We start from the raw sequence: 23,940 nt of genomic DNA on the forward strand, positions 1-23,940 counted from the left end.
AATTATGGCAACTACAAAATGGTCAATTGACCCAACTCACTCAGAAATTGGTTTTAAAGTTAAACACATGATGTTTACAAATGTTTCAGGAAAATTTGGAACATACGATGCAACAATTACTACAGACGGAGACAACTTCGAAAATGCAGCTATCGAATTTTCTGCTGATATCGCTTCTGTTGATACTGCAAACGCAGACAGAGACGGACATTTAAGAAGCGGGGACTTTTTTGATGCTGAGAATCATCCAAAATTAACTTTCAAAGCTTCTTCTTTCAAAAAAATCAACGAAGGAAGCTATGAAATTACTGGAGATCTAAACATTAAAGGTGTTTCTAAAAGTGTAACTTTTCCTGTAGAATATAGCGGCATCTTAACTGATCCTTGGGGAAATACAAAAGTAGGCTTAAGCATAGAAGGAAAAATTAATCGTAAAGATTGGGGGTTAAACTGGAACTCAGCTCTTGAAACTGGCGGTGTTTTAGTTGGAGAAGAAGTAAAATTAAACATTGAATTACAATTTGTAAAACAAGCTTAATCAAGCATTCTCGGATTTAATTGGTTGGTTATTGAAGCCCTGCAAATGCAGGGCTTTTTTTATTTGCCACGAATTACGCGAATTTCCACGAATTATTTTTTTTCCTTTTGCCACAGATTAAAGGATTTTCACAGATTTAATCCAAATAATCATTTTAATCTGTGGCATTAATATTTCCAGCATTTAGGACAAATAAATTCGTGAATTACTTCGTCTGTTCGCTACCGCTCGGGTCATGGCTAAAAAAATCAACGTACAGTATTTCGAAATTCTGTTGGTGACATTCCGGTTTGTTTTTTAAAGAAACGGGAGAAATACGAGTAGTCTTCGTAACCAACTTTGAACGCCACTTCATTTACAGCTAATTGTTTGTCGATCAGCATTCTTTTAATTTCGAGAATTACGCGGTCTGTAATTACTTCTGTAGCTGTTTTTTGCAGAATTTCATTGCAGATTCTGTTTAAATGCTTCAAAGTAATATTTAGTTTTTCGGCATAAAAAGAAGGCAGTTTTTCGATTCTGAAATATTCTTCTAAAAGCGATTCAAACTTGTTGATTTTAATGTTGTAGGAATGGGTTTGATGCGAATAGGTTTCACTGTATTTGCGCGCAATCTCGATATGAATTGAATCTAATAAATTCAGCATTTTATCCAATTGATATCGATTACTTTGATTGTTTTCCTGAATCAGCAAATCAAAATAAGGCAGGATTTTCGGGATTTCTTTTTCCTCAAAAACCATTTCCGGCCGATTATGGATCGAATGGTAAAAATTATATTCGTTGATATTTTTTTGTCCGAAATACAAATTATACAATTCCTGCGAAAAGATAACAACAAAACCTTCAACATCTTCAGATAAACTCCAATGATGCATTTGCCCCGGTTGCAGCACAAATAAACTGCCTCTTTTAATTTCAAACTGATCAAAATCGACTTCATGCTGTCCTGAACCTTTTGTGAAAAATACCATTAAATAGGAATCATGACGATGCGGTTCTTCGACAAAACTGTGATTTTTTAAATGCTCTTTAAATGTATTTACATAAAAATCACGATGAATATCATTGCAGCTAAAATTCTGAACACTATAAATTGGATATCTTTTCATACGCGATTAGCTTGTAGATTTTAGACTTTAGATTTTTGGATTTGTTATTTGGGATTTCAGATTTTGGAATTTAAAAAAAATGTCTTTATTGTGCTATAAGTAGCGAAGATACTAAAAAGACTTTTATACAACGCTGAATTACCTTTGTATAAATAAAAAACAACAAGATCATGTCAAGTGCATTAACTCATATTTTAAGCAACGAATGTCCTATTTGTCATAAAGGAAAAGTATTTACAGATAAAAACATTTTTCTGACTTTTGGTCTTCCAAAAATGAATGAATACTGCAGTCACTGCAATTACAAGTTTCAAAAAGAACCTGGTTATTTCTTTGGCGCTATGTATGTAAACTACGGATTAACAGTCGCTCAGGGAATTGCTACTTATTGCATTGCTCAGTTTTTCTTTGAGAAAAATTTCGATTTAAGAATCATTCCAATCATTGCTGTTGTCATTACTTTGCTTACTTCTTTCAATCTTCGATTTTCAAGATTAGCATGGATTTACATGTTTAAGGATTATACGAAATAAAAAAGTGTTATTTTTGCCTTTCTATTGAAACTAATTTTCAATTCCAAAAAAAATAAAAATTAAATTAGACAAATGAAAGCATACGTATTTCCAGGTCAGGGCGCACAGTTTACAGGAATGGGCAAAGACTTATATGAAAACTCGGCTTTAGCCAAAGAATTATTCGAAAAAGCCAATGAAATTTTAGGTTTTAGAATTACAGATATTATGTTTGAAGGTACTGCCGAAGAACTAAAAGAAACTAAAGTTACACAGCCTGCTGTATTTTTACACTCAGTTATTTTAGCAAAAACTTTAGGTGATGATTTTAAACCAGAAATGGTTGCAGGACATTCTTTAGGAGAATTTTCTGCTTTGGTTGCCAACGGAACTTTATCTTTTGAAGATGGTTTGAAATTAGTTTCTCAACGTGCTCTTGCTATGCAAAAAGCCTGCGAAATTACGCCTTCGACAATGGCTGCTGTTTTAGGTTTAGCCGATAATATTGTAGAAGAAGTTTGCGCTTCAATTGACGGAATCGTGGTTGCAGCAAATTACAACTGCCCAGGACAATTGGTTATTTCCGGAGAAACTTCAGCTGTTGAAAAAGCTTGTGAAGCTATGAAAGCTGCAGGAGCAAAACGTGCTTTAATTTTACCTGTTGGAGGCGCATTTCACTCACCTATGATGGAACCGGCAAGAGAAGAATTAGCTGCTGCAATCGAAGCAACGACATTCTCTACTCCAATTTGCCCAGTGTATCAAAATGTTACTGCAAATGCAGTTTCTGATGCTAATGAAATAAAAAAGAATTTAATTATTCAATTGACTGCACCTGTAAAATGGACTCAATCTGTACAACAAATGATCGCTGACGGCGCTACTTTGTTTACTGAAGTTGGCCCAGGAAAAGTTTTAACTGGTTTGATTAATAAAATTGATAAAGAAGCGGCTGTTGCGAATGCTTAAATTTTAGCATTCAGTCGCAGTGACTCCCGATACCCATCGGGATCAGTTATTGACGATATAAATAAAAATCCTCATGAACAGATTGTTTATGAGGATTTTTACTTTTATAACTTTATTTTCAAAAAATTATTTTTTCCAAAGATAAGCTTTTATTCTTTTCGACATTTCCGCTTTAAATTCTTCAGGCGTCAAACCTTTTGCAAGTTTAGCATCAAAATCATCTTCCCACCATTCTCTAATCCTCCTAATTGATTCAGCTTTTGCTTCTTCTAACGTTAATCCTTTCGCAAATTCTGTATCAAAATCAAAAGCATCTCTATTATATTCTCTTTCAGGCTTCATAATTCCTACATTTTAATCTTACAAATTTACAAAATAAATTAAGTCAAATTGATTCTTTTTATAAAGCTTTCTTTTCCTTCTTTTTGTAATTAATAATAAAAACTCCTAAAATGATCAGGATTGTTGCAATTATAAAATCAATGGTAATTTTTTCATCCAAAATGAGCCAGCCAAAAAATACCGCAATTATGGTGTTGATATACGCTAAAATAGAAACCTGAACCGGCGTAACGTGTTTTAGAGCATAATTATAGCTGAAAAAAGCAATTACAGATCCAAAAATCGACAAATACAATGCTGCTAAAATACTTTTAGAACTCCATAAATTTACATCAATATTAGGCGAAAAAATAAATGCTAAAACAATTTGAATGCACGAAGCCATGGTAAACTGGTAAAATAAATTAAGAACAATGTTTTTAGATTTATTTCCATGAAGTTTGGTATAAATTGTTCCACCAGCCCAAGCAGTAATCGCAAATCCCATAAACATCATTCCGATTCTGTAATCGGCATCTAAAAAAGATCCTAATCCGTCTTTAAATATAAAAACGACTCCCGAAAATCCTATTATAACTCCAATAAATCCTTTTAAACTTGGTTTTTGTAATTTAAACAAAATACTGCCCAAAAAAATAAGTATGGGAGACATAGCGCTGATTACCGAAGCCAGTCCGCTTGGCACAGTCTGCTCAGCAACGGTTGTAAAGCCATTTGCAATTACAATCATCAAAATAGAAGGAACGAGCTGATGTTTTAAATTGTCCCACCCAATCCATTTTAATTCTTTTTTGAACAATAAAATAATCATCATAACCAATCCCGCCAGTCCCTGACGAATCGAAGTTACAAACCAAGGCGGAATAGTCTCAACTGCAACACGAATTCCTAAAAAGGTAGTTCCCCAAATAATTCCAACAGCCGCTAAGGCAAATATTAATTTATAATCTAAATTTTGTTTCATAAAAATGCCTGCTAAAAAAAATCCCAAACTATATTGCTATAATCTGGGATTTTAAAAATTTATAATTTTATTTTAAAATTACTTATTCCTCACTTTTTGTTCCCATTTCCAAGCACTTGCCATTGCTTCGTCTAAACTTAGTTCAGCCTTCCATCCTAAGACATTATTTGCCTTATTTGTATTTGCGTAAGCTTCCGTAATATCACCTTCACGACGTGGCTTTATTACATATGGTAATTTTTTATCGCTTACTTTTTCGAAACTATGAATCACTTCCAAAACAGAACTTCCTTTTCCTGTTCCTAAATTGAAAGTTTCCACTTTTGCCAAATTCTTTTTATTCAACAAACGTTGTAACGCAATTACATGGGCTTTCGCTAAATCGACAACATGAATATAATCTCGAATCGCTGTTCCGTCTGGCGTTGGGTAATCATCTCCAAAAACTGATAATTCCTTACGCAATCCTACTCCGGTTTGCGTAATAAAAGGAACTAAGTTTTGCGGAACTCCTAATGGTAATTCTCCTATTTCATTTGAAGCATGTGCCCCAACCGGATTAAAATAACGTAATAAAACAGCATTAATACTGGTTACTTTAGCTGTATCTGTAATGATCTCTTCTCCAATCTGCTTGGTATTTCCATAAGGAGACATTGCGGTCTGAACCGGAGCATCTTCTGTAATTGGCATTTTCTCAGCTTGACCGTAAACCGTACAAGACGAACTAAAAATAAAACTTGCCTCAGGTTTTTGTTGCAATTCCTGCAATAAATAAACCAAAGTGCCAATGTTGTTTTCATAATACAACAACGGATTTTCGACACTTTCGCCAACCGCTTTCGAAGCCGCAAAATGAATTACACCAGTAACATCGTTATGTTTTTTAAAGAAATCCTTAACGGCACTTTTTTCTCTTAAATCAATTTTTTCGAATAAAGGCGTTTTTCCTGTAATGGCTGTTATTCCTTTTAAAACATCTTCTGAAGAATTGGAAAGATTATCAATTATCACCACTTCAAAGCCTTCATTTTGCAATTCGACTACGGTGTGAGAACCAATAAATCCTAATCCTCCCGTTACTAATACTTTCATTTTTTGGTTGTTTTTTGTTGGGTTGTTTAGTTTAAGCTTTTTTATTTATTTATTTAAAAATTCTAAAACAGAATCTGTAATAAATTTAATTTGTTCGTCATCAAGCTCAGTATGCATTGGTAAAGCGATTACTTCCTGCACTAATTGATTGGTAACAGGAAACTGCTCTTCTTTATAACGAGGATCTAAATATGCTTTTTGAGAATGCAGTGGAATTGGATAATAAATTGCACAAGGAATTCCTTTGTCTAATAAATGCTGCATCAAAGCATTTCTGTCGGCATCTATAATTCTCAATACATATTGATGAAAAACGTGATCATTTTCGTCTGCATCAAAATCAGGCGTAATAATATGTGCATTTCCGGCAAAAGCCGCATTGTATTTTGTTGCAGCTAAACGACGAGCTTTATTATATTCGTCCAGCAAAGGTAATTTTGCATTTAAAACACCTGCCTGAATACTATCTAAACGTGAATTTACCCCTACAACATCGTGATGGTAACGCTCGTACATTCCGTGATTTACGATTCCGCGGATGATGTGAGCCAATTTATCATCATTTGTAAAAATTGCTCCTCCATCTCCATAACAACCTAAGTTTTTTGAAGGAAAAAATGAAGTTGCCGCAACGTGGCCAATAACTCCAACTTTGCTTTTTGTTCCTGATTTTGAAATATAATCAGCACCAATTGCCTGCGCATTATCTTCGATTACGTATAAATTATGCTCAGCCGCAATTTCCATAATAGCATCCATATTCGCTGCACGTCCAAATAAGTGTACCGGAACAATTGCTTTTGTTTTTGGCGTGATTGCTTTTTTCACCGCTTCGATATCAATATTCATATTCACCATATCAACATCTACCAAAACCGGAGTCAACTGCAACAATGCAATAACCTCAACAGTTGCTGCAAAAGTAAAATCGGCAGTAATAACTTCGTCGCCCGGTTTTAAATCTAATCCCATCATGGCAATCTGAAGCGCATCTGTTCCATTTGCACAAGGAATTACGTGTTTTGCTCCTAAATAATCTTCAAGGTTTTTTTGAAACTGATGAACCAAAGGTCCGTTAATATAAGTATTTGTATCTAAAACCTCTTGAATTGATGCATCAACGGTCGCTTTTATTTTTTCATATTGACTTTTTAAGTCAACCATTTGTATTTTTTTCATTTTGAATATTTATTTAAAAAAAGACCTGTTTTTTGAACAGAATCTCTAAAAGAAGGAACAAAAATAGTTATTTAATACCTGCAAACCAATGAAAATAATCGAAAGAAACGTAATTTAGCCACAAAAATTAACACATGCTTTTTTTATACAATTTAGCCATTTCTATCACAGGATTTTTTCTTAGAATTATTGCATTATTTAGTCCGAAAATTAAACTTTTTGTTGAAGGCAGAAAGAATGTTTTTACAATTTTAGAAGAAAAAATAAAGCCCGAAGATAAAACCATTTGGTTTCATTCGGCATCACTTGGCGAGTATGAGCAAGGACTTCCTGTTATCGAAAAAATCAAAGAAAAATATCCCTCACACAAAATCATTGTAACCTTTTTTTCGCCTTCGGGATACGAAGTGCGTAAAAACAATACCGTTGCCGATGTCACAATTTACCTGCCTCTTGACTCAAAAAGCAATGCGAAACGTTTTCTAAAACTGATTCATCCTGAATTTGCTTTCTTTATTAAATATGAATTCTGGCTGAATTACTTAAAAGAACTGGAAACCAACCAAATTCCAACTTATTTGATTTCAGGAATTTTCAGAGACAATCAGATGTTTTTTAAATGGTATGGCGGATTCTATAGAAAAGCTTTAAATGCCTTTACTTATTTCTTTGTTCAGAATGAAAATTCAAAACAAAAAATCGAAGCCATTGGATTTACGAATGTAATTGTTTCCGGAGATACGCGTTTTGATCGTGTAAATGCCATTTTAGAACGAGACAATACTCTTGGTTATATTGAGCAATTTAAAAACAACCAGCCCACAATCGTAATTGGAAGTTCATGGCCGAAAGATGAAGTTTTAATAGCTGAATATATAAATCAGGCACCGGAAAATGTAAAATTCATAATCGCGCCTCATAATATTAAAGCCGATCAAATTTCCAATCTGAAATCGCAAATCACAAAATCAACGATTTTATTTTCTGAAAAAGAAAACCAGGATTTATCCAGCTACAATGTGTTTATCATTGATACGATTGGAATTTTGACCAAAATTTACAGCTATGGAACCATCGCTTATGTAGGCGGCGGATTTGGAAATCCGGGAATCCATAATATATTAGAACCAGCCACATTTGGAATCCCGATCGTAATTGGCCCTAATTACTCCAATTTTGCCGAAGCTGTCTCATTAGTTGATCTGGGAGGTTGTATACCTATATCTAATAGCACTCAGTTAAAAGATATATTAGACCAACTGTTGAATGATGAAAACTTTTTAAGAGAAAAAAGCGAAATCTGCAGATCGTTTATTCAAAATAATAAAGGTGCAACCAACACTATTATGAGTATCGTTTCGTAAAAAACAGGTATACAAAACGATTTTTTGTGCGTAATAATTTTCCAAAAAGCCTTAAAGCTGTCCTTTTTTGATTGTTTTTGATTATTCAATAATCCTTAAAATACAAAACAAACTGCAATAGAGACAAACAAAAGAGCCAATTGTACCATAGAATATTCAATAAAAAATTATTTACACGAAATATAAAATAATTTAAGATAATTTTATATTTTTGGCATATTCTTTGATAAATAAGATAATCGTGAGCAAGGAAAATATTTTAAAAAAAAAGTGAAAAAATATTTTACATATTAAAAAATTTATATCTTTGCCACGAATTAATAATTAACCTTTTATAATAAAGTAAGATGAAAAAAGTATTTTTAAGTTTAGCTGTTGTTGCTGTTTTAACTGTTGTATCTTGTAAAAAAGCTGACGCTGCAGCTACTGAAACTGTAGATTCTACTGCTGTTGCTGTTGATTCTGCTGCTACTGTAGTTGATTCTGCTGCTGCAACTGTTGATTCTGCTGCTGCTAAAGTTGATTCTGCTGCTGCAAAAGTAGAAGATGCTGCTAAAGAAGTAAAAAAATAATTAGAACTTAAATTCTAAAGATTTTAAAACCATCGATTCGATGGTTTTTTTTTTGACCAAATTTCAAACATTGATCTTTCCAAATAAAAAAAGCGTCCACTTTTGTGAACGCTTTTTTTTTTAATCTTCTACTTCTTCTTCAACTAAAACCTCATCATCTCCAAAAATTGACTCACTAGACGAGAAATCCAAAATCTCCGATCTCGAGGCATAAGTTACAATTTCCTTTATCCCCTTTTGAAGAAGCAATTCCGTAGTGTATTTTCGACTTGTAGCAAAGTGAACCTCACCTAACATCAATTTAAAAAAATACTTTCCTCCTGAGCCTTTAAATTTCAAAAACCTAGCAAGATCAATTGTCTTTTTAAATTTCTCAATATCTTCTTCACACTCAAACCTCAACTCATAACTTAAACTCGTAAAAATAACTTTCCCTTTTCTAGATGTAAACACAAACTTATACTCATCATTAAACCGCTTGCTAATCACAAAAGCACCCATATTTTTATTTTAAATTTTAGATTATTGATTGCTGATTTTAGATTTCCAAAATCCTTAGATTCTTTCAAAATCAATTCATTACAAATTAATTTCAAACCATTGAGTTTACAGAATAAAAAAAGCCTCTTCAAAAGAAGAGGCTTTAGTACTCAGAGCGGGACTTGAACCCGCACGAACATTGCTGTTCACTGGATTTTAAGTCCAGCGTGTCTACCAATTTCACCATCCGAGCATTAAGCTTTTAAATGTTTTTTAGCTAATTTTTTAAAAAAATTAATTAAACATAACACCATCTGAGCATTGTATGGTTTTAGAGCGAAAAACGGGGCTCGAACCCGCGACCTCGACCTTGGCAAGGTCGCGCTCTACCAACTGAGCTATTTTCGCATTTCAAATTCTTGTAAGAACTACAATACTTGACTTGTTCTGTATTGCGAGTGCAAATTTAGGACATTTATTCAATTACACAAGCGTTTCTTTAAAAAAAATTACACTTATTTTATAACTTTCTGATAACCTAAACTTTAAACTTGAAACTTTTTTTGATTTTATTTCTTAACCAGCATTCTCTTGATTTCATTAAGTTTCATCAAGGCTTCAACCGGTGTGATCGCATTGATATCAAGACTTAAGATCTCTTCTTTAATTTCTTCCAGCAAAGGATCATCTAAATTAAAGAAACTCATTTGCATTTCATCAGCCGCTGTTTTTACTCCATTTAAAGCTTCGCTTGAATGATTCTTCTCTAATTTCTTCAAAAGCTTTTGTGCTTTCAAAATTACAATTTGAGGCATTCCGGCCATTTTTGCCACGTGAATTCCAAAACTATGCGCACTTCCTCCTTTTACCAGCTTTCTAATAAAAAGAACGGTATCTTTTAATTCTTTTACTGCAACATTATAGTTTTGAATCCTAGGAAGCGATTCTGTCATTTCATTCAACTCATGATAATGTGTTGCGAACAATGTTTTTGGTTTTGACGGATGTTCGTGCAAAAACTCGGCAATTGCCCAGGCAATGGAAATTCCATCGTACGTGCTCGTTCCTCTTCCAATTTCATCCAAAAGAACCAAACTTCTGTCTGAAATATTATTCAAAATCGAAGCCGTTTCATTCATCTCCACCATAAACGTAGATTCTCCCATCGAAATATTATCCGAAGCCCCTACTCTTGTAAAGATTTTATCTACAATTCCCATTCTAACACTATCTGCCGGAACAAAACTTCCCATTTGAGCCAAAAGCACAATTAAGGCCGTTTGTCTTAAAATAGCAGACTTACCCGACATGTTAGGCCCAGTAATCATAATAATCTGCTGTGTTTCTCTGTCTAAGAAAACATCGTTTGCTATATAAGGTGTTCCAACCGGTAATTGTTTTTCAATTACAGGGTGTCTTCCGTTTTTGATTTCTAATTCGAATGTCTCATCGATTTCCGGACAAACATATTGGTTCTCTACAGCCAATTGCGTAAACGAACACAAACAATCTAATTGTGCTACCAAATAAGCATTCATTTGAACCGGTTTGATGTAAGTCGCAATCCAGGCAACTAACTGCTCAAAAAGCTCTGATTCAATTTTATGAATTTTTTCTTCGGCACCTAGAATCTTTGTTTCGTATTCTTTTAACTCCTCGGTAATATAACGCTCTGCATTTACTAAAGTCTGTTTACGAATCCATTCTTCCGGAACTTTATCTTTATGGGTATTTCTAACTTCGATATAATATCCAAAAACATTATTGAATGATATTTTTAAAGACGAAATTCCTGTTCGCTCTGATTCTCTTTTCTCAATTCCTTCTAGATATTCTTTTCCGGAATTAGAGATAGATCTTAAATCATCCAATTCTTCATTAACTCCTGTTGCAATTGCATTTCCTTTTGAAATTGCAACGGGCGCATCCTGATTTAATGTGTTTTTAATTTTCTCTCGTAATAAATCACAAGAATGCAGACTGTCTCCAATAACTTTTACTGCTTCCTGCGGACTTTGCAGTGCTAATGTTTTTATCGGAATAATAGCATCCAGAGACTCTTTTAAATAAACAATTTCACGTGGAGACACTTTTCCTGCCGCGATTTTAGAAATCAAACGTTCTAAATCTGAAATTTGCTTAACCTGATATTGTATATTTTGTAAAACTTCCTGATTCGATTTCAAATACGAAACCACATCATGACGTCCTTTAATTTTATTGGTATCTTTTAGCGGAAGAGCAAGCCATCTTTTCAATAAACGGCCCCCCATTGGCGAAAGCGTTCTGTCGATTACATCTAAAAGTGTTACCGCGTTTGGATTATAACTGTGATACAATTCTAAGTTTCTAATTGTAAAACGGTCCATCCAGACGTACGCATCTTCGGCAATACGCTGAATCGCAGTTATATGCTGCACTCTATTGTGCTGCGTTTCGGACAAATAATATAAAATTGCTCCAGCAGAAATAATTCCTTCTTTCAATTCTTCAACACCAAAACCTTTTAAAGAGTTGGTTTGAAAATGTTTGGTCAAGGTTTCTAAAGCGTAATCTTCTTTGTAAATCCAGTCTTCCAGATAAAAGCTGTGAAAATCTTCTCCAAAAGCATCTTTAAATTCGGTTTTACACGTTTTAGGAACCAGAACTTCACTTGGGTTAAAATTCTGCAGTAATTTATCAATATATTCTGCATTTCCCTGTGCAGTAAGGAATTCTCCTGTTGAAACATCTAAAAAAGAAACTCCGATATTTTTATTAGCGAAATAAACAGAGGCTAAAAAGTTGTTTGTTTTAGATTGTAAAACCTCATCGTTTAGAGAAACTCCCGGAGTTACCAGTTCAGTAACGCCTCGTTTTACAATTGTTTTGGTCATTTTTGGATCTTCAAGCTGATCACAGATTGCTACACGAAGTCCGGCTTTAACCAGTTTTGGCAAATAGGTATTAATAGAATGATGCGGAAAACCAGCAAGAGCAGTTTCGGTATCAGAACCAGCACCTCTTTTAGTTAACGTAATTCCTAGAATTTTAGAAGCTCTAATGGCGTCTTCCCCAAAGGTTTCATAGAAATCACCCACTCTGAAAAGCAGACATGCATCAGGATATTTTCTCTTGATTTCGTTGTACTGTTTCATTAAAGGTGTTTCCTTCACCACTTTTTCTTTAGCTGCCAAAATTGATATATTTTTAAATGAAAATTAAGACAGCGAATTTATAATTTTTTAGCGGCATAACGAAGACTTCAAAAATTAAAATATTTTAAGATTTTTTTAGGCTCAGATATAAGAATTTTATATAGCTTTGTTCATCATTAAAAAAGACCCTATAAAAGATGAAAAAAATAATTTTATTCGCTATGTTAGCTGTAGCTGGTATTACGGCTTCTAACGCACAGACAACTAAAAAAGCTAAAGCTGCTAAAGTTGCTAAAATTGAAGGAGCTGGTATGGCTTTCGAAACAGAAACTATTGACTACGGAACAATCGCACACAATGCTGATGGTAAAAGAGAATTCGTTTTTGTAAACAACGGAACAAAACCGTTAATCATTACTAACACTCAAGGTTCTTGTGGATGTACAGTACCTACAACACCAAAAGAGCCAATCGCTCCAGGTGCTAAAGGTATTATTGGTGTAAAATATGCTACTGACAGAGTTGGTGCTTTTACAAAAACTGTAACTGTTACTTCTAATGCAGAAGGACAACCAACAAAAGTACTTACAATTAAAGGTACAGTTTTACCAGATCCAGTAAAAAGCTAATCTGAAAAAACAATAAAATAATCGAAAAAGCTTCCTTATCTTTGGAAGCTTTTTTTATGACCTGAATTTACACCAATGAGAAAACTTGAAAATAGCGAATTAGAGCGAAAATCGATTGAAGATTTTAAAAAATCAGACAAAACTCCCTTAATAATAGTTCTGGATGATATTCGCAGTTTACATAATATTGGATCTGTATTTAGAACTTCTGATGCTTTTTTGATCGAAAAAATTATTTTGTGCGGTATTACAGCTACTCCTCCAAACAAAGAGATTCATAAAACAGCACTTGGCGCTACCGAAACAGTTGCTTGGGAACATCATGAAAATGTATTGGAAGTAATTGAAAACCTAAAAAAAGAAAATGTTGTAACGCTTGCTATAGAACAGGTCGAAAGTTCTATTTTTCTTCAGGATTTTGAAGTTGAAAAAAATAAAAAGTATGCGCTGGTTTTTGGAAATGAAGTCTACGGAGTTTCTCAGGAAGCAGTTGCCATTTGCGACGGCTGCATCGAAATTCCACAGTTAGGCACAAAACACTCTTTAAATATTGCCGTAAGTGCAGGAATTGTAGTTTGGGATTTGTTCCAGAAACTAAACTGGCCAAAATAAAACCAATAAGCATTTTAGTTAATTAAATGTGATTATTTAATCATTTTTAAGCTTAAATTGTTATAAATCTAAATATATTTTCTTATCATTATAAAATTGATACTTTTATAAAATGAAAAGTATCAATTTTTTATATATAATCGTTTTTTTACTTGTATTCAGCTTTTTTCCATCACATGCAAATGACAAAGTTTTAAATACAAGCAAGCATTCCGATTTTCCGGAAGATACTCTTAAATCAAACAAAAAACAGGCGGCAAAACTAAATTTTGATGTTGCTCCTCCAGTAATACGAGCAACGGGAGATCAGCTGTACTGTCCTCAAACCAATATCAATATTGTAACCGATATCACGATTACAAATGATCCTGCAGAACCTGCTACTCAGGCAGTTTACATTCAAATTTCATCTGGATATTCAGCTGGTTTTGAAAGACTTGAACTTCTAAATCCTGCTTCGCATCCTTCAATTACAACAAGCTGGGATGCTGTAGCCGGAAAACTAAAATTATCAAGTCCAACCGGAGCCAATGTTTTATATACTGAATTTGTTTCGGCAATTAAAGATGTTGTATTTTCTAATTCTTCTTTAGCTGCATCTGGAACCAGAACCTTTTCGATTACAATTGGCCAGGCCAATTATCTGCCTTCAACTAAACATTTTTATTTATTTGTTCCGAGTATCGGCATTACGTGGACTAATGCAAAAGCAGCAGCCGAAGGAAGCCTCTATTACGGTCTCAAAGGCTACTTGGCTACCATATTATCTGCAGACGAGGCTAAATTAATTGGCGAACAAGCCTCTGGAACTGGATGGATTGGAGGAAGCGATGCCGAAACCGAAGGAGTCTGGAAATGGGTTACAGGCCCAGAAGCCGGAACTATTTTCTGGAACGGAAATGCAAGCGGATCAACGCCAAATTTTGCATTTTGGAACTCAGGCGAACCCAATCAGCAAGGAGACGAAGATTACGCTCATATTACACAACCCGGTATTGGAATAAAAGGTTCATGGAATGATTTATCAAATGCGGGAGACACCTCTGGCAGTTATCAGCCAAAAGGTTATGTGGTTGAATACGGAGGTATGCCGGGAGAAGCCGCTATCGAGATTGCAACAAGTACTAAAATTACAATTCCTGTGGCAACGCTGGGAACAGCCCCAAGCCCTGTTTGCGATTCAGGAACTTTTACTTTTAACGCAACACCTACAGCAGGCGCAGTAATTCGCTGGTACGATGCGGCTGTTGGCGGTACTTTATTAAAAACAGGCAATACCTATACAACGCCTCCAATAAATACAACCACCACTTATTATGTTGATGCAGGCTGCGAATCTAATAGAAAATCGGTTATAGCAACTGTTAATGCTACACCAGCAAAACCAATTGCTGATCAGGATACTTATACCAATTGCGGCCCGGGATCTGTAACAATTAAAGCCAGTTCTAACATTGGTATTATGAATTGGTTTACAGCTTCTGCAGGAGGTTCAAGTGTATATACAGGAAATAGTTTTCCAACTCCAATAATTACTGCCAATACAACGTATTATGCCGAGGCTTCTAATGCTGGCTGTATCCAAACAGATCGTACTCCTGTAAACATTGTAATTTACACGCCGCCGGCAGTTACTAATGAAACTTTGCCTTTATGCCAGGGTCAAACCATCACATTAGACGCTAAAGTACCTGGAATGGAGTACACTTGGTCAACCGGAGCAAAAACTCAAACCATAAATATTGACAAAGGCGGTACTTATACAGTAGAAGTCAAAAGTCCTGCACCCGAAAGCTGTCCTAGTTTGAAAACCATTACTGTTGAAGAACATGAAATTCCTGAAATAACCCGAATTGGAGTAACGGGAACCCGTGTTGAAATTTTTCTTAAAAAGGAAGCTTCTTATTTCGAGTATTCTGTAGACGGAACAAACTTTCAGGATTCGAATGTTTTTTATGATGTCCCAGGCGGACTTCAAACGGCTTACGTCAAAGAGAAAAATGACTGTGGAAATACCTCTCGCAATTTTGTTGTACTTGTTTTTCCTGCCTTTTTTACACCAAACAATGATACTTTTAATGATTTTTGGGAAGTAACCGGAATGGAAAATTATCCTCAGGCCGAAGTAACCATTTTCGATCGCTACGGAAAACTTGTAGCGCAGCTGAATGCTTCTAAAATGAGCTGGGATGGTACGTATGAAAAAACACCGCTTCCGGCTTCAGATTATTGGTATGCTTTAAAAATAGACGATACAAAACCCATTTTTAGAGGACATTTTTCTTTAAAAAGATAGTAATTAACTCAGCTTCTTCTGAATTTTATCTAAAACATAAAGATAGTCTTCTTGTTTTTTTACAAAATCACGATCAGAAACGTCGATAATTAAAACATTTAAATCGGTTTGGGATTTTATGTATTCCAGATAACCGTTGTTAATTTTATCCAGATATTCAGCTTCGATATTTTGTTCGTAGTTTCTGCCTCTCTTTTTAATATTTTGAAGAAGCCGTTCCGTATTCTGATACAAATAAATGTACAAATCCGGTTTTGGCATTTCTTTATAAATAATATCGAATAAATTTCGGTACAAACGATATTCGTCCTCCTGAAGCGTAATTTTAGCAAAAATCAGCGATTTAAAAATATGATAATCGGCTACGATAAAATCTTTAAATAAATCAAACTGCGCCAAATCATCAGACAACTGCTGATAACGATCGGCCAGAAAGGACATTTCTAACGGAAATGCATATCGGTTTTGATCTTTATAAAACTTCGGCAGAAACGGATTATCAGCAAATCGTTCTAAAACGGTTTTGGCATTAAAATCTTCTGCAATTTTATGAACCAAAGTCGTTTTTCCGGCACCAATATTTCCTTCAAAAGCAATATAATTGAATTTTTCCAGCGGAATTTCACTTAACGGACATTTCAAATCCTGAACAACAGTACAAACGCTGTCGTCTGGAGAAATGGCAATTAATTCTAAAATAGTTTTTTGAAGAACAGGATGTTTCCAGTCTAATTTTAAATCCTGCACGGGCAGTAAAACAAAATTTCGGTTTTGCATTAAAGGATGCGGGATCTGTAATTTTTCAGACTCGATAATTTCATCATCAAAAACAATTACATCCACATCAATAATTCGGGATTGATATCCGTCTTGATTTAGTCTGATTCTTCCTAACTGTTTTTCGACTTTTAAAACCTGATTTAGTATTTTTTGTGCCGATGATGCCGTATGCAAAAGCACTGCACAATTATAAAAAGCATCACTTTCAAAGCCCCAGGCTGGCGTTTCATAAAGTTTCGAAACCCTGATTACAGTTCCTACTTCCTGATGTATCAAGCTGATACAATTCTGGATGTTTTCTAACCTGTTTCCCTGATTACTGCCTATAGATAAAACGACTTGATGCTGTGACTTCATAATTAATGCAAATTAACTAAAACTATTTTAGAATTAACTACATTATTAAGTCAAGAATTAGAAGTTTCCCACTATATCAAACTCTTTCTTGTTGTCTTTGTTTTCTGAAACACGCTTTAAAAAGCTGGTTAAATCGGTGGTTAACGGCAGCTGATTTTGACTTTTCCAAAACTGTTCTGAATAGGGATATTTTACTTTAAAAATATCTTTATCCATCGACAAATTCGATTTTGCTTTTTCGGCAATAAAACTATTGGTTACAAAAAAGTGAGTCGAGTAATCGTAAGCTGCTTTCTTTACTTTATCATTTTCAAGTATTTCTACCCTAACATCTGCATTTGCATTACTTAAATAATATTTATTAACGTTAGTATTTTTCTTGTAATTCGCAGTTCTTTTAAAACGGGTTGTTCTATATTCTACTTTACCATCTTTTTGAAACGGCACTTTATCCGGATCGTCATAAAAATCAAAGTAAGTTTCGACTATTGCATAATCTGATTTATTAATAATAAAATAACCGCTTATCTTCTGTTTTATTGAGTTAGCTTCTTTGTTTACAAAACTGATTTTTAAATAATCCGGAGCTATGTTTTTTTCCTGTGTAAGGTCAAATTCTTCAACCGCTATAAATATCAAAGCATTCAAATCAAATAACTTTTCAAAACTTTGAAATTTAAAATAAATAAAATCCTGCTTGTCTGAAATACCCACTTTTCTCATATTCAAAATCTCTACTTCGCATTTATTATCAGGCTGTGTATTGGTTTTAAAAATGCTTTTTCGAGATACTTTCCCATAAATATCCTGCAGTCTTGCTATTTCGTCATTTCTTTTTAATACGCATCTTAAAAAGAAGTTTTCATTGTAGGGAGCCAAAATGTAGTTTTCCTTCATTTTCGCATAAGCCTTTTTCAAGATTGCCTGCTCTTGTCCTACTACTACTTCATCGAGTTCAATTATTTTACTTTGCAGAAACAGCGTATCCACTTTTTTTAGATCTTCAAAATTCACTTTAAGATTTTCGTAGCCAATTAAACTAAAATTCAGTTCGTCTATATCTGAAACAAAAGAAAATACGCCTTCCTCATTCGTCAGCGAATTATCTCTTTGGTTATAAACATTTACTTTATCCAGCGGTAGTTTGGTCTGTTTATCGGCTACAATTTTTTGAGTCTGCATTTTTTGAGCCCCGGCATAAAAACTCAAAAGAAATAAAAAGCATAAAAGGGTAATGTTTTTTCTCATAGTAACGGCGGTTAAGTTTTTAATATAAAATATTCATTTCTAAACTAATACTAATCTCACAAACATCATGCCTTGATATTTAGATTTAAAAATGCAAAAGCTGCAGCTATTTCGACAATTCATATATGAGAGTTAAATCGTTTTTAGATTATATTTGTAACAAACCAATCCTTTTTGATACTTATTTAAAAAATATATACTTATGAAGTTTTTAGGAAATGTAATTGCCACAGTTATTGGTATTTTTGTATTTATCATGATCTTCTTTTTTGGAGCAATCCTAATTGGGGCGATTTTTGGCGGAGACGATAAGGTCTCGGTTAAAAATGATTCTGTAATTGAATTAGATTTAAAACAAATTAATAACGATTACGCAGGAAAATATAAAGATCCCTGGGTAACTGTTTTTTCAGATAAAAAAGGTGTTGGTTTAACTGATGTTATCAATGCGATTGAAGCCGCAAAAACCGACGACAATATTAAAGGAATTTCGATCTTAAACGATCAGTCTTCTTTAGGTCTTGCTCAATACAAAGATTTAAGAAATGCACTGGAGAGTTTTAAAAAATCAGGGAAATTTGTCTGGGCTTATGCCAATACTTATTCGCAGAAAGAATACTACTTAAACTCGGTTGCCAATACGATTTATTTGAATCCGGCCGGAGATTTAGATTTTAAAGGACTTTCGTCTGAAGTGATGTTCTTCAAAGATTTTCAGGAAAAATCAGGTATTCATATGGAAGTGATTCGTCACGGAAAATATAAAAGTGCCGTTGAGCCATTTTTAGAAAACAAAATGAGCGATGCTAACAGAGAACAAGTTACTGCACTTTTAAATTCTCTTTGGTCAACCGTTTGCAGTGATATCTCAAAAAGCAGAAAGATTCCGGTTGACAAATTAAACGAAATTGCAAACGGATTATTAGCCAGAACTCCCGAAATGGCAAAGTCTCAGCATTTAATAGACATTGTTGCTTATGAAGATGTTTATCACGATGCCATCAAAAAAGCATTGAAAGTGAAAGGCGATGACGATTACAATAAAATTTCGATTTTAGATTATACTCAAAATAATATCACTACAGCTTTAACCAATACAGCCGATGATCAAATTGCGATTATTTACGCTCAAGGCGAAATTGCCGGCGGTGAAGGAGATGTAAACGTAATTGGCGAAGGTTCTATGCGTCGTTCGCTTCAGGAAGCAAGAAAGAATGAAGATGTAAAAGCAATCGTTTTAAGAATTGACAGCCCGGGCGGAAGTGCTTTAACTTCTGATTTAATCTGGAGAGAAATTGAAATTACCAAAAAAGTAAAACCAGTTGTGGTTTCAATGGGAAATTACGCTGCTTCAGGAGGATATTATATTGCATGTAATGCCAATAAAATTTTTGCCGAAAGCAATACTATTACAGGTTCTATTGGAGTTTTTGGCGTATTGCCAAACTTTACCCCGCTTGCCAACAAATTAGGAATTAATACAGAACAGGTAAAAACACACGAAAACTCTGCAAACTACAGTCCGTTTGTGCCAGTTGACGAAAAATTCAAAGCTTTTACACTTGAAGGCGTTGAGCAGATTTACAAAACTTTTGTTACGCATGTTGCTGAAGGCCGAAAAATGACTTTTGCCCAAGTAGATTCTATCGCACAAGGAAGAGTATGGTCTGGAACAGAAGCTTTAAAAATTGGATTGGTAGACAAAATTGGAGGTTTAAATGATGCAATTGCAGAAGCTGCTAAGATTGCTAAAATTAAAGATTACAGCACGCAGAATTATCCTGAATACGAAAAATCATTGAGCGAATTAATGGCTAATCTTCCTTTTGCTCAATCTAAAGAAGCCTTTATAAAAGAAGAAATTGGCGAAGAAAACTATTTGCTTATCGAACAGGTAAAAAGATTTCAGAGACAAAAAGGAGTTCAGGCCATGATGCCTTTTGGAATAAACATTAAATAATTCCTCTCAAAATGAAACATATACTGTTGTTTGCCGCCCTTTTATCATTGACCATTGCAAATGCTCAAAGTACAAAACAGCATACTTTTAAAGAAACAAACGTTACTTTAAAAATTAATATTGATCAGCTTTACGGCACGCTGACTGTTCCTGATGAAGTAAAGAAATGTCCGGTTGCCTTGATAATCGCTGGTTCTGGCCCAACAGACAGAAACGGGAATAACCCAATGATGAAAAACAATTCTTTAAAAATGCTGGCTGAAGCGCTGGCAAAAAACGGAATTGCTTCTTTGCGATACGACAAAAGAGGAATTGGTGAAAGCAAAGCATCGGCAGTAACAGAAACAAGTTTAGTTTTTGAAAATTATACCGAAGATGCCAAAAGCTGGATTAACTTTTTAAAACTGGACAAACGTTTTACACAATTAACAGTTATTTGCCATAGCGAAGGTTCTTTAATTGGAATGATTGCCGGAGCAAAAGCAAATAAATTTATTTCGATTGCCGGAGCGGGAGAATCTGCAGATAAACTTTTAAAATCTCAGATCTCTTCTAAATCAAATAAAGTAATTGAGGACATGACGTTTCCTATTATTGACAGTTTAAAAAGCGGCAATAAAGTAAAAAAAGTCGATCCGATGTTAAATTCATTATTCAGGCCCAGTATTCAGCCTTATCTGATTTCCTGGTTTAAATATGATCCACAGACAGAAATTAAAAAACTGACCGTTCCTATTTTGATCATTCAAGGGAATAATGATTTACAAGTTCCGGTTCAAGATGCCGAAAATTTATCAAAAGCCAATAAAAATGCTGAATTGGATATTATCGATAAAATGAACCACATCATGAAAATTATTGATGGCGATAAACAGGCAAATATGGAAAGTTACAACAATGAAACGCTTCCAATTTCTGAAACCATGACAACGAAGATTGTGTCATTCATTAAAAAATAGTTCCATAATAAAAAACTAAAATCCGTTTGGGAATTCTCAAACGGATTTTTTTTGTTTAAAAATAACATAATTTTCCTACTTATTAAGAAAACTTTATATTCAGGCTTCAATAAAAAAACTATTTTTGCAACAGTCAATTTTCAAAATTAAACCTCAAATCTATAAATATGTTAAAGAAAATTTTAAAAGTAACCGCCATTGTGCTTGTGGTTTTTATAGCCGCATTATTTGCCATTCCGTATTTCTTTAAGGACCAAATCAAAGCCAAAATTGCCGATGCCATTAACGAGAGTGTCGATGCAAAAGTAAGCTTTGCCGATGCTGATTTAAGTTTGTTTAAAAACTTCCCAAATGCAGCGGTTGGAATCGAGAAATTGGTCATTATAAACAAAGCCCCTTTTGAAGGCGATACTTTGGTTTCATTAGGACAATTGAACCTTAAAATGAGCATTAAAGAACTTTTTAAAGGAAAAGACGAACCTTTAAACATTCAGGGAATTACTTCTGAGAATGGTTTAATCAACATTATCTTTAATAAAGATGGTGTTGGAAATTTTGATATTGCCTTAAAAGACAAAAAAGAAGACGATAAAAAAGACGATAAAAGCAGTCCGCTTTCTTTGAAGATTCAAAACTACAAAATCGAGAATTTCACTTTTAGATATATCGATCAGGGTTCAAAAATTAAAATGGTTATTGATAGTTTAAATCACGAAGGAACTGGAGATTTTACCAATTCTAAACTGGATTTAACAACAAAGTCTACAGCAAATGTATCTTTAGATATGGATAAAGTAAATTATATGAAAAATATAAAACTGACTTTAGACGCTGTTTTAGGAATTGATTTAGACCAAAGCAAATATACTTTTAAAGAAAATAAAGCTTTAATTAACCAATTGCCGTTAGAATTCGACGGATTTATTCAAATGGTTAAAGAAGGTCAGATTTATGATTTAAAGTTTAAAACACCAACTTCGTCGTTTACGAACTTCTTAGGTTTAATTCCTTCGGCTTATGCATCGAGTCTTGATGGTGTAAAAACAACCGGAGAATTTACTGTTGTTGGTTTTGCAAAAGGAAAACTAACAGACACAACTGTTCCTAAATTCAATATTGCCATTGCTTCAAACAATGCTTCATTTCAATATCCTAACCTTCCAAAATCAGTTCAGAATATTGTAATCGATACCAAGATCATCAACGAAACCGGAATTCTAAACGACACTTATGTAAACTTAGATAAATTGTCTTTTAGAATCGATCAGGATGTTTTCAGCGCTAAAGCAAATGTTAGAAACATTACCGTTAATCCGCTTGTAAATGCAGCTTTAAAAGGGACTATAAACTTAGCGAATCTTTCAAAAGCTTATCCAATAAAAATGGACAAACCATTGGCAGGTATTTTAAAAGCCGATGTTACAACAAATTTTGATATGGCTTCTGTTGAGAAAAGTCAATACCAAAACATTAAAAATGCCGGAACTATGAGTTTATCAGGATTTAAATATACTGATGAAAACAACAAATCTATGAACATCAGCACGGCTATGGTGGAGTTTAATCCAAGTACGATTAACCTAAAACAGTTTAATGCGACTACAGGAAAAAGTGATATTGCTATAAATGGAGTTCTGGAAAATTTCTACGGTTTTATGTTTAAAAAACAAGAGCTGAAAGGAAACTTCAATATGAGCTCTAATCAGTTAGCGGTTGATGATTTCATGACTGCCGGAGAACCAGCAAAAACAGAAACAAAAACGCCGGCAAAACCAGCCGAAGCGATGAAAATTCCAGCTTTCTTAAACTGTACGTTAAACGCAAAAGCAACCACTGTTTTATATGATAATTTAAAACTAAAAGATGTTTCGGGTAAATTGATTATCAAAGATGAAAAAGCGTTGTTGGAAAACTTTAAGACTTCTATTTTTGGAGGAACGATTGGATTAACCGGAGCGGTTTCTACTAAAACCAAAGTACCTACATTTGATATGAATTTAGGTTTTAATCAAGTTGATATTGCACAGACTTTTACGCAATTAGACATGATGAAAAAAATTGCACCAATTGCCGGAATCATCAATGGTAAACTAAACTCTACTGTAAAATTAAACGGAAACCTGGATGCTAATGAATTAACTCCAGACCTAAAATCTATTTCGGGAGATTTAATTGGACAATTGCTTTCTACAACTGTAAATGCTAAAAATTCTACGGTATTAAACTCTTTAACTTCAAACATTAAATTCCTTGATATGAATAAGGTGAATTTGAATGATATTAAAGCGGCTTTATCTTTTGAAAACGGAAGAGTAAATGTAAAACCATTTGATATTAAATATCAAGATATTAAAGTAACAGTTGGTGGAACTCACGGTTTTGACCAAACGATGAATTACAATTTAAAATTTGATGTTCCTGCTAAGTATTTAGGAAGTGAAGCAAATGCTTTCCTTGCAAAAATGTCTCCTGCAGATGCTGCAAAACTGGAAAATATTCCAATTAATGCCATTATTGGCGGCAGCTTTTCAAATCCAAAGGTTACTACAGATATGAAAACTGCTGTAACGAGTCTGGCTTCGCAAGTAGCTAATCAGCAAAAAGAAAAACTGACTCAAAAAGGTACAGCTGCTCTGACTGATTTAATCAACAAAAACACAAAAGCGAAAGATACAACGCAGGCAGCAAAAACTGAAAAAGAGCAAAAAACACAGGAAGTTACCAAAAAAGCAAGTGACTTACTAAATGGACTTTTCAAGAAAAAATAAACATTGATTTAAATAAAAAAACTGCTCCGGAATTCATTTTCCGGAGCAGTTTCTTTTTATAGTGAAT

The 23,940-nt window shown here is 34.0% G+C and carries 20 protein-coding genes and 2 tRNA genes; 11 read left to right on the top strand and 11 right to left on the bottom strand.

Features of this window, described 5'->3' with window-relative positions; translation table 11 throughout:
- The first annotated feature begins 4 nt into the window (after positions 1-4).
- On the top strand, positions 5-538 hold the full coding sequence (locus tag AC1RRQ_RS04865; RefSeq protein WP_053471585.1) for a YceI family protein: 534 nt from the start codon (positions 5-7) through the stop codon (positions 536-538).
- Positions 539-786: 248 nt separating this feature from the next.
- Here the strand turns inward: AC1RRQ_RS04865 and AC1RRQ_RS04870 are convergent, their stop codons facing one another.
- On the bottom strand, positions 787-1,650 hold the full coding sequence (locus AC1RRQ_RS04870; protein ID WP_493021908.1) for a helix-turn-helix domain-containing protein: 864 nt from the start codon (positions 1,648-1,650) through the stop codon (positions 787-789).
- A 170-nt stretch (positions 1,651-1,820) separates the two neighbouring features.
- On the opposite strand from AC1RRQ_RS04870, the gene AC1RRQ_RS04875 reads away from it, so the two are divergent.
- Together AC1RRQ_RS04875 and fabD are read left to right on the top strand one after the other, a co-directional pair.
- The gene (locus AC1RRQ_RS04875) at positions 1,821-2,183 is read left to right on the top strand and encodes a DUF983 domain-containing protein (RefSeq protein ID WP_071636409.1); all 363 of its coding nucleotides are present in this window, start codon (positions 1,821-1,823) and stop codon (positions 2,181-2,183) included.
- A 72-nt stretch (positions 2,184-2,255) separates the two neighbouring features.
- Positions 2,256-3,131, top strand: a complete 876-nt coding sequence (fabD, locus tag AC1RRQ_RS04880; RefSeq protein WP_493021909.1) for an ACP S-malonyltransferase — start codon at positions 2,256-2,258, stop codon at positions 3,129-3,131.
- Positions 3,132-3,257: 126 nt separating this feature from the next.
- Here the strand turns inward: fabD and AC1RRQ_RS04885 are convergent, their stop codons facing one another.
- From AC1RRQ_RS04885 to AC1RRQ_RS04900, 4 genes are all read right to left on the bottom strand, one after another.
- Positions 3,258-3,473 (bottom strand): hypothetical protein, encoded by a 216-nt coding sequence (locus tag AC1RRQ_RS04885; protein WP_493021910.1) that lies wholly within the window; start codon positions 3,471-3,473, stop codon positions 3,258-3,260.
- Between the two features lie 58 nt (positions 3,474-3,531).
- The gene (locus tag AC1RRQ_RS04890; RefSeq protein WP_493021911.1) at positions 3,532-4,437 is read right to left on the bottom strand and encodes a DMT family transporter; all 906 of its coding nucleotides are present in this window, start codon (positions 4,435-4,437) and stop codon (positions 3,532-3,534) included.
- Between the two features lie 78 nt (positions 4,438-4,515).
- The gene (gene galE, locus AC1RRQ_RS04895) at positions 4,516-5,532 is read right to left on the bottom strand and encodes a UDP-glucose 4-epimerase GalE (protein ID WP_493021912.1); all 1,017 of its coding nucleotides are present in this window, start codon (positions 5,530-5,532) and stop codon (positions 4,516-4,518) included.
- Between the two features lie 45 nt (positions 5,533-5,577).
- Positions 5,578-6,711: a DegT/DnrJ/EryC1/StrS family aminotransferase gene (locus AC1RRQ_RS04900; protein ID WP_493021913.1), complete on the bottom strand. Its 1,134-nt coding sequence runs from the start codon at positions 6,709-6,711 to the stop codon at positions 5,578-5,580.
- 134 nt (positions 6,712-6,845) lie between these two features.
- Between AC1RRQ_RS04900 and AC1RRQ_RS04905 the strand changes: the two genes are divergently transcribed.
- Positions 6,846-8,075 carry a 3-deoxy-D-manno-octulosonic acid transferase gene (locus AC1RRQ_RS04905; RefSeq protein WP_493021914.1) on the top strand — a complete coding sequence of 410 codons (1,230 nt, stop codon included), beginning with the start codon at positions 6,846-6,848 and terminating at the stop codon, positions 8,073-8,075.
- A 347-nt stretch (positions 8,076-8,422) separates the two neighbouring features.
- A complete protein-coding gene (locus AC1RRQ_RS04910; RefSeq protein ID WP_012023801.1) occupies positions 8,423-8,647 on the top strand; it encodes a PG1828 family lipoprotein in 225 nt (74 codons plus the stop codon).
- Between the two features lie 120 nt (positions 8,648-8,767).
- Here the strand turns inward: AC1RRQ_RS04910 and AC1RRQ_RS04915 are convergent, their stop codons facing one another.
- From AC1RRQ_RS04915 to mutS, 4 genes are all read right to left on the bottom strand, one after another.
- The gene (locus AC1RRQ_RS04915) at positions 8,768-9,148 is read right to left on the bottom strand and encodes a DUF1508 domain-containing protein (protein WP_493021915.1); all 381 of its coding nucleotides are present in this window, start codon (positions 9,146-9,148) and stop codon (positions 8,768-8,770) included.
- A gap of 146 nt (positions 9,149-9,294) precedes the next feature.
- Positions 9,295-9,380 (bottom strand) — tRNA-Leu (locus AC1RRQ_RS04920).
- An 82-nt stretch (positions 9,381-9,462) separates the two neighbouring features.
- Positions 9,463-9,535: transfer RNA gene (locus tag AC1RRQ_RS04925), tRNA-Gly, on the bottom strand.
- A 161-nt stretch (positions 9,536-9,696) separates the two neighbouring features.
- A complete protein-coding gene (gene mutS / locus AC1RRQ_RS04930; protein ID WP_493021916.1) occupies positions 9,697-12,303 on the bottom strand; it encodes a DNA mismatch repair protein MutS in 2,607 nt (868 codons plus the stop codon).
- A 158-nt stretch (positions 12,304-12,461) separates the two neighbouring features.
- Here mutS and AC1RRQ_RS04935 point away from each other — a divergent pair, with 158 nt between their 5' ends.
- The 3 genes from AC1RRQ_RS04935 to AC1RRQ_RS04945 all read left to right on the top strand — a co-directional run bounded on the left by AC1RRQ_RS04935 (position 12,462) and on the right by AC1RRQ_RS04945 (position 15,801).
- Positions 12,462-12,893, top strand: coding sequence for a DUF1573 domain-containing protein (locus AC1RRQ_RS04935; protein ID WP_071636402.1), 432 nt, complete (start codon positions 12,462-12,464; stop codon positions 12,891-12,893).
- A gap of 75 nt (positions 12,894-12,968) precedes the next feature.
- Complete coding sequence (locus AC1RRQ_RS04940) at positions 12,969-13,505, top strand: RNA methyltransferase (protein WP_493021917.1); 537 nt, start codon at positions 12,969-12,971, stop codon at positions 13,503-13,505.
- Between the two features lie 112 nt (positions 13,506-13,617).
- On the top strand, positions 13,618-15,801 hold the full coding sequence (locus AC1RRQ_RS04945; RefSeq protein WP_493021918.1) for an Ig-like domain-containing protein: 2,184 nt from the start codon (positions 13,618-13,620) through the stop codon (positions 15,799-15,801).
- A 3-nt stretch (positions 15,802-15,804) separates the two neighbouring features.
- On the opposite strand, the gene folK is transcribed toward AC1RRQ_RS04945, so the two are convergent.
- Positions 15,805-16,938 (bottom strand): 2-amino-4-hydroxy-6-hydroxymethyldihydropteridine diphosphokinase, encoded by a 1,134-nt coding sequence (gene folK, locus AC1RRQ_RS04950; RefSeq protein WP_493021919.1) that lies wholly within the window; start codon positions 16,936-16,938, stop codon positions 15,805-15,807.
- Positions 16,939-16,995: 57 nt separating this feature from the next.
- Complete coding sequence (locus AC1RRQ_RS04955) at positions 16,996-18,186, bottom strand: peptidase associated/transthyretin-like domain-containing protein (RefSeq protein ID WP_493021920.1); 1,191 nt, start codon at positions 18,184-18,186, stop codon at positions 16,996-16,998.
- Positions 18,187-18,388: 202 nt separating this feature from the next.
- On the opposite strand from AC1RRQ_RS04955, the gene sppA reads away from it, so the two are divergent.
- The 3 genes from sppA to AC1RRQ_RS04970 all read left to right on the top strand — a co-directional run bounded on the left by sppA (position 18,389) and on the right by AC1RRQ_RS04970 (position 23,873).
- Entirely contained in the window at positions 18,389-20,146 is a 1,758-nt protein-coding gene (sppA, locus tag AC1RRQ_RS04960; RefSeq protein WP_493021921.1) for a signal peptide peptidase SppA, read from the top strand.
- Positions 20,147-20,157: 11 nt separating this feature from the next.
- On the top strand, positions 20,158-21,105 hold the full coding sequence (locus tag AC1RRQ_RS04965; protein WP_493021922.1) for an alpha/beta hydrolase: 948 nt from the start codon (positions 20,158-20,160) through the stop codon (positions 21,103-21,105).
- Positions 21,106-21,272: 167 nt separating this feature from the next.
- On the top strand, positions 21,273-23,873 hold the full coding sequence (locus tag AC1RRQ_RS04970; protein ID WP_493021923.1) for an AsmA family protein: 2,601 nt from the start codon (positions 21,273-21,275) through the stop codon (positions 23,871-23,873).
- Positions 23,874-23,940 lie beyond the last annotated feature (67 nt).

It is taken from the genome of Flavobacterium sp. GW821-FHT12A05 (genome assembly GCF_058807735.1).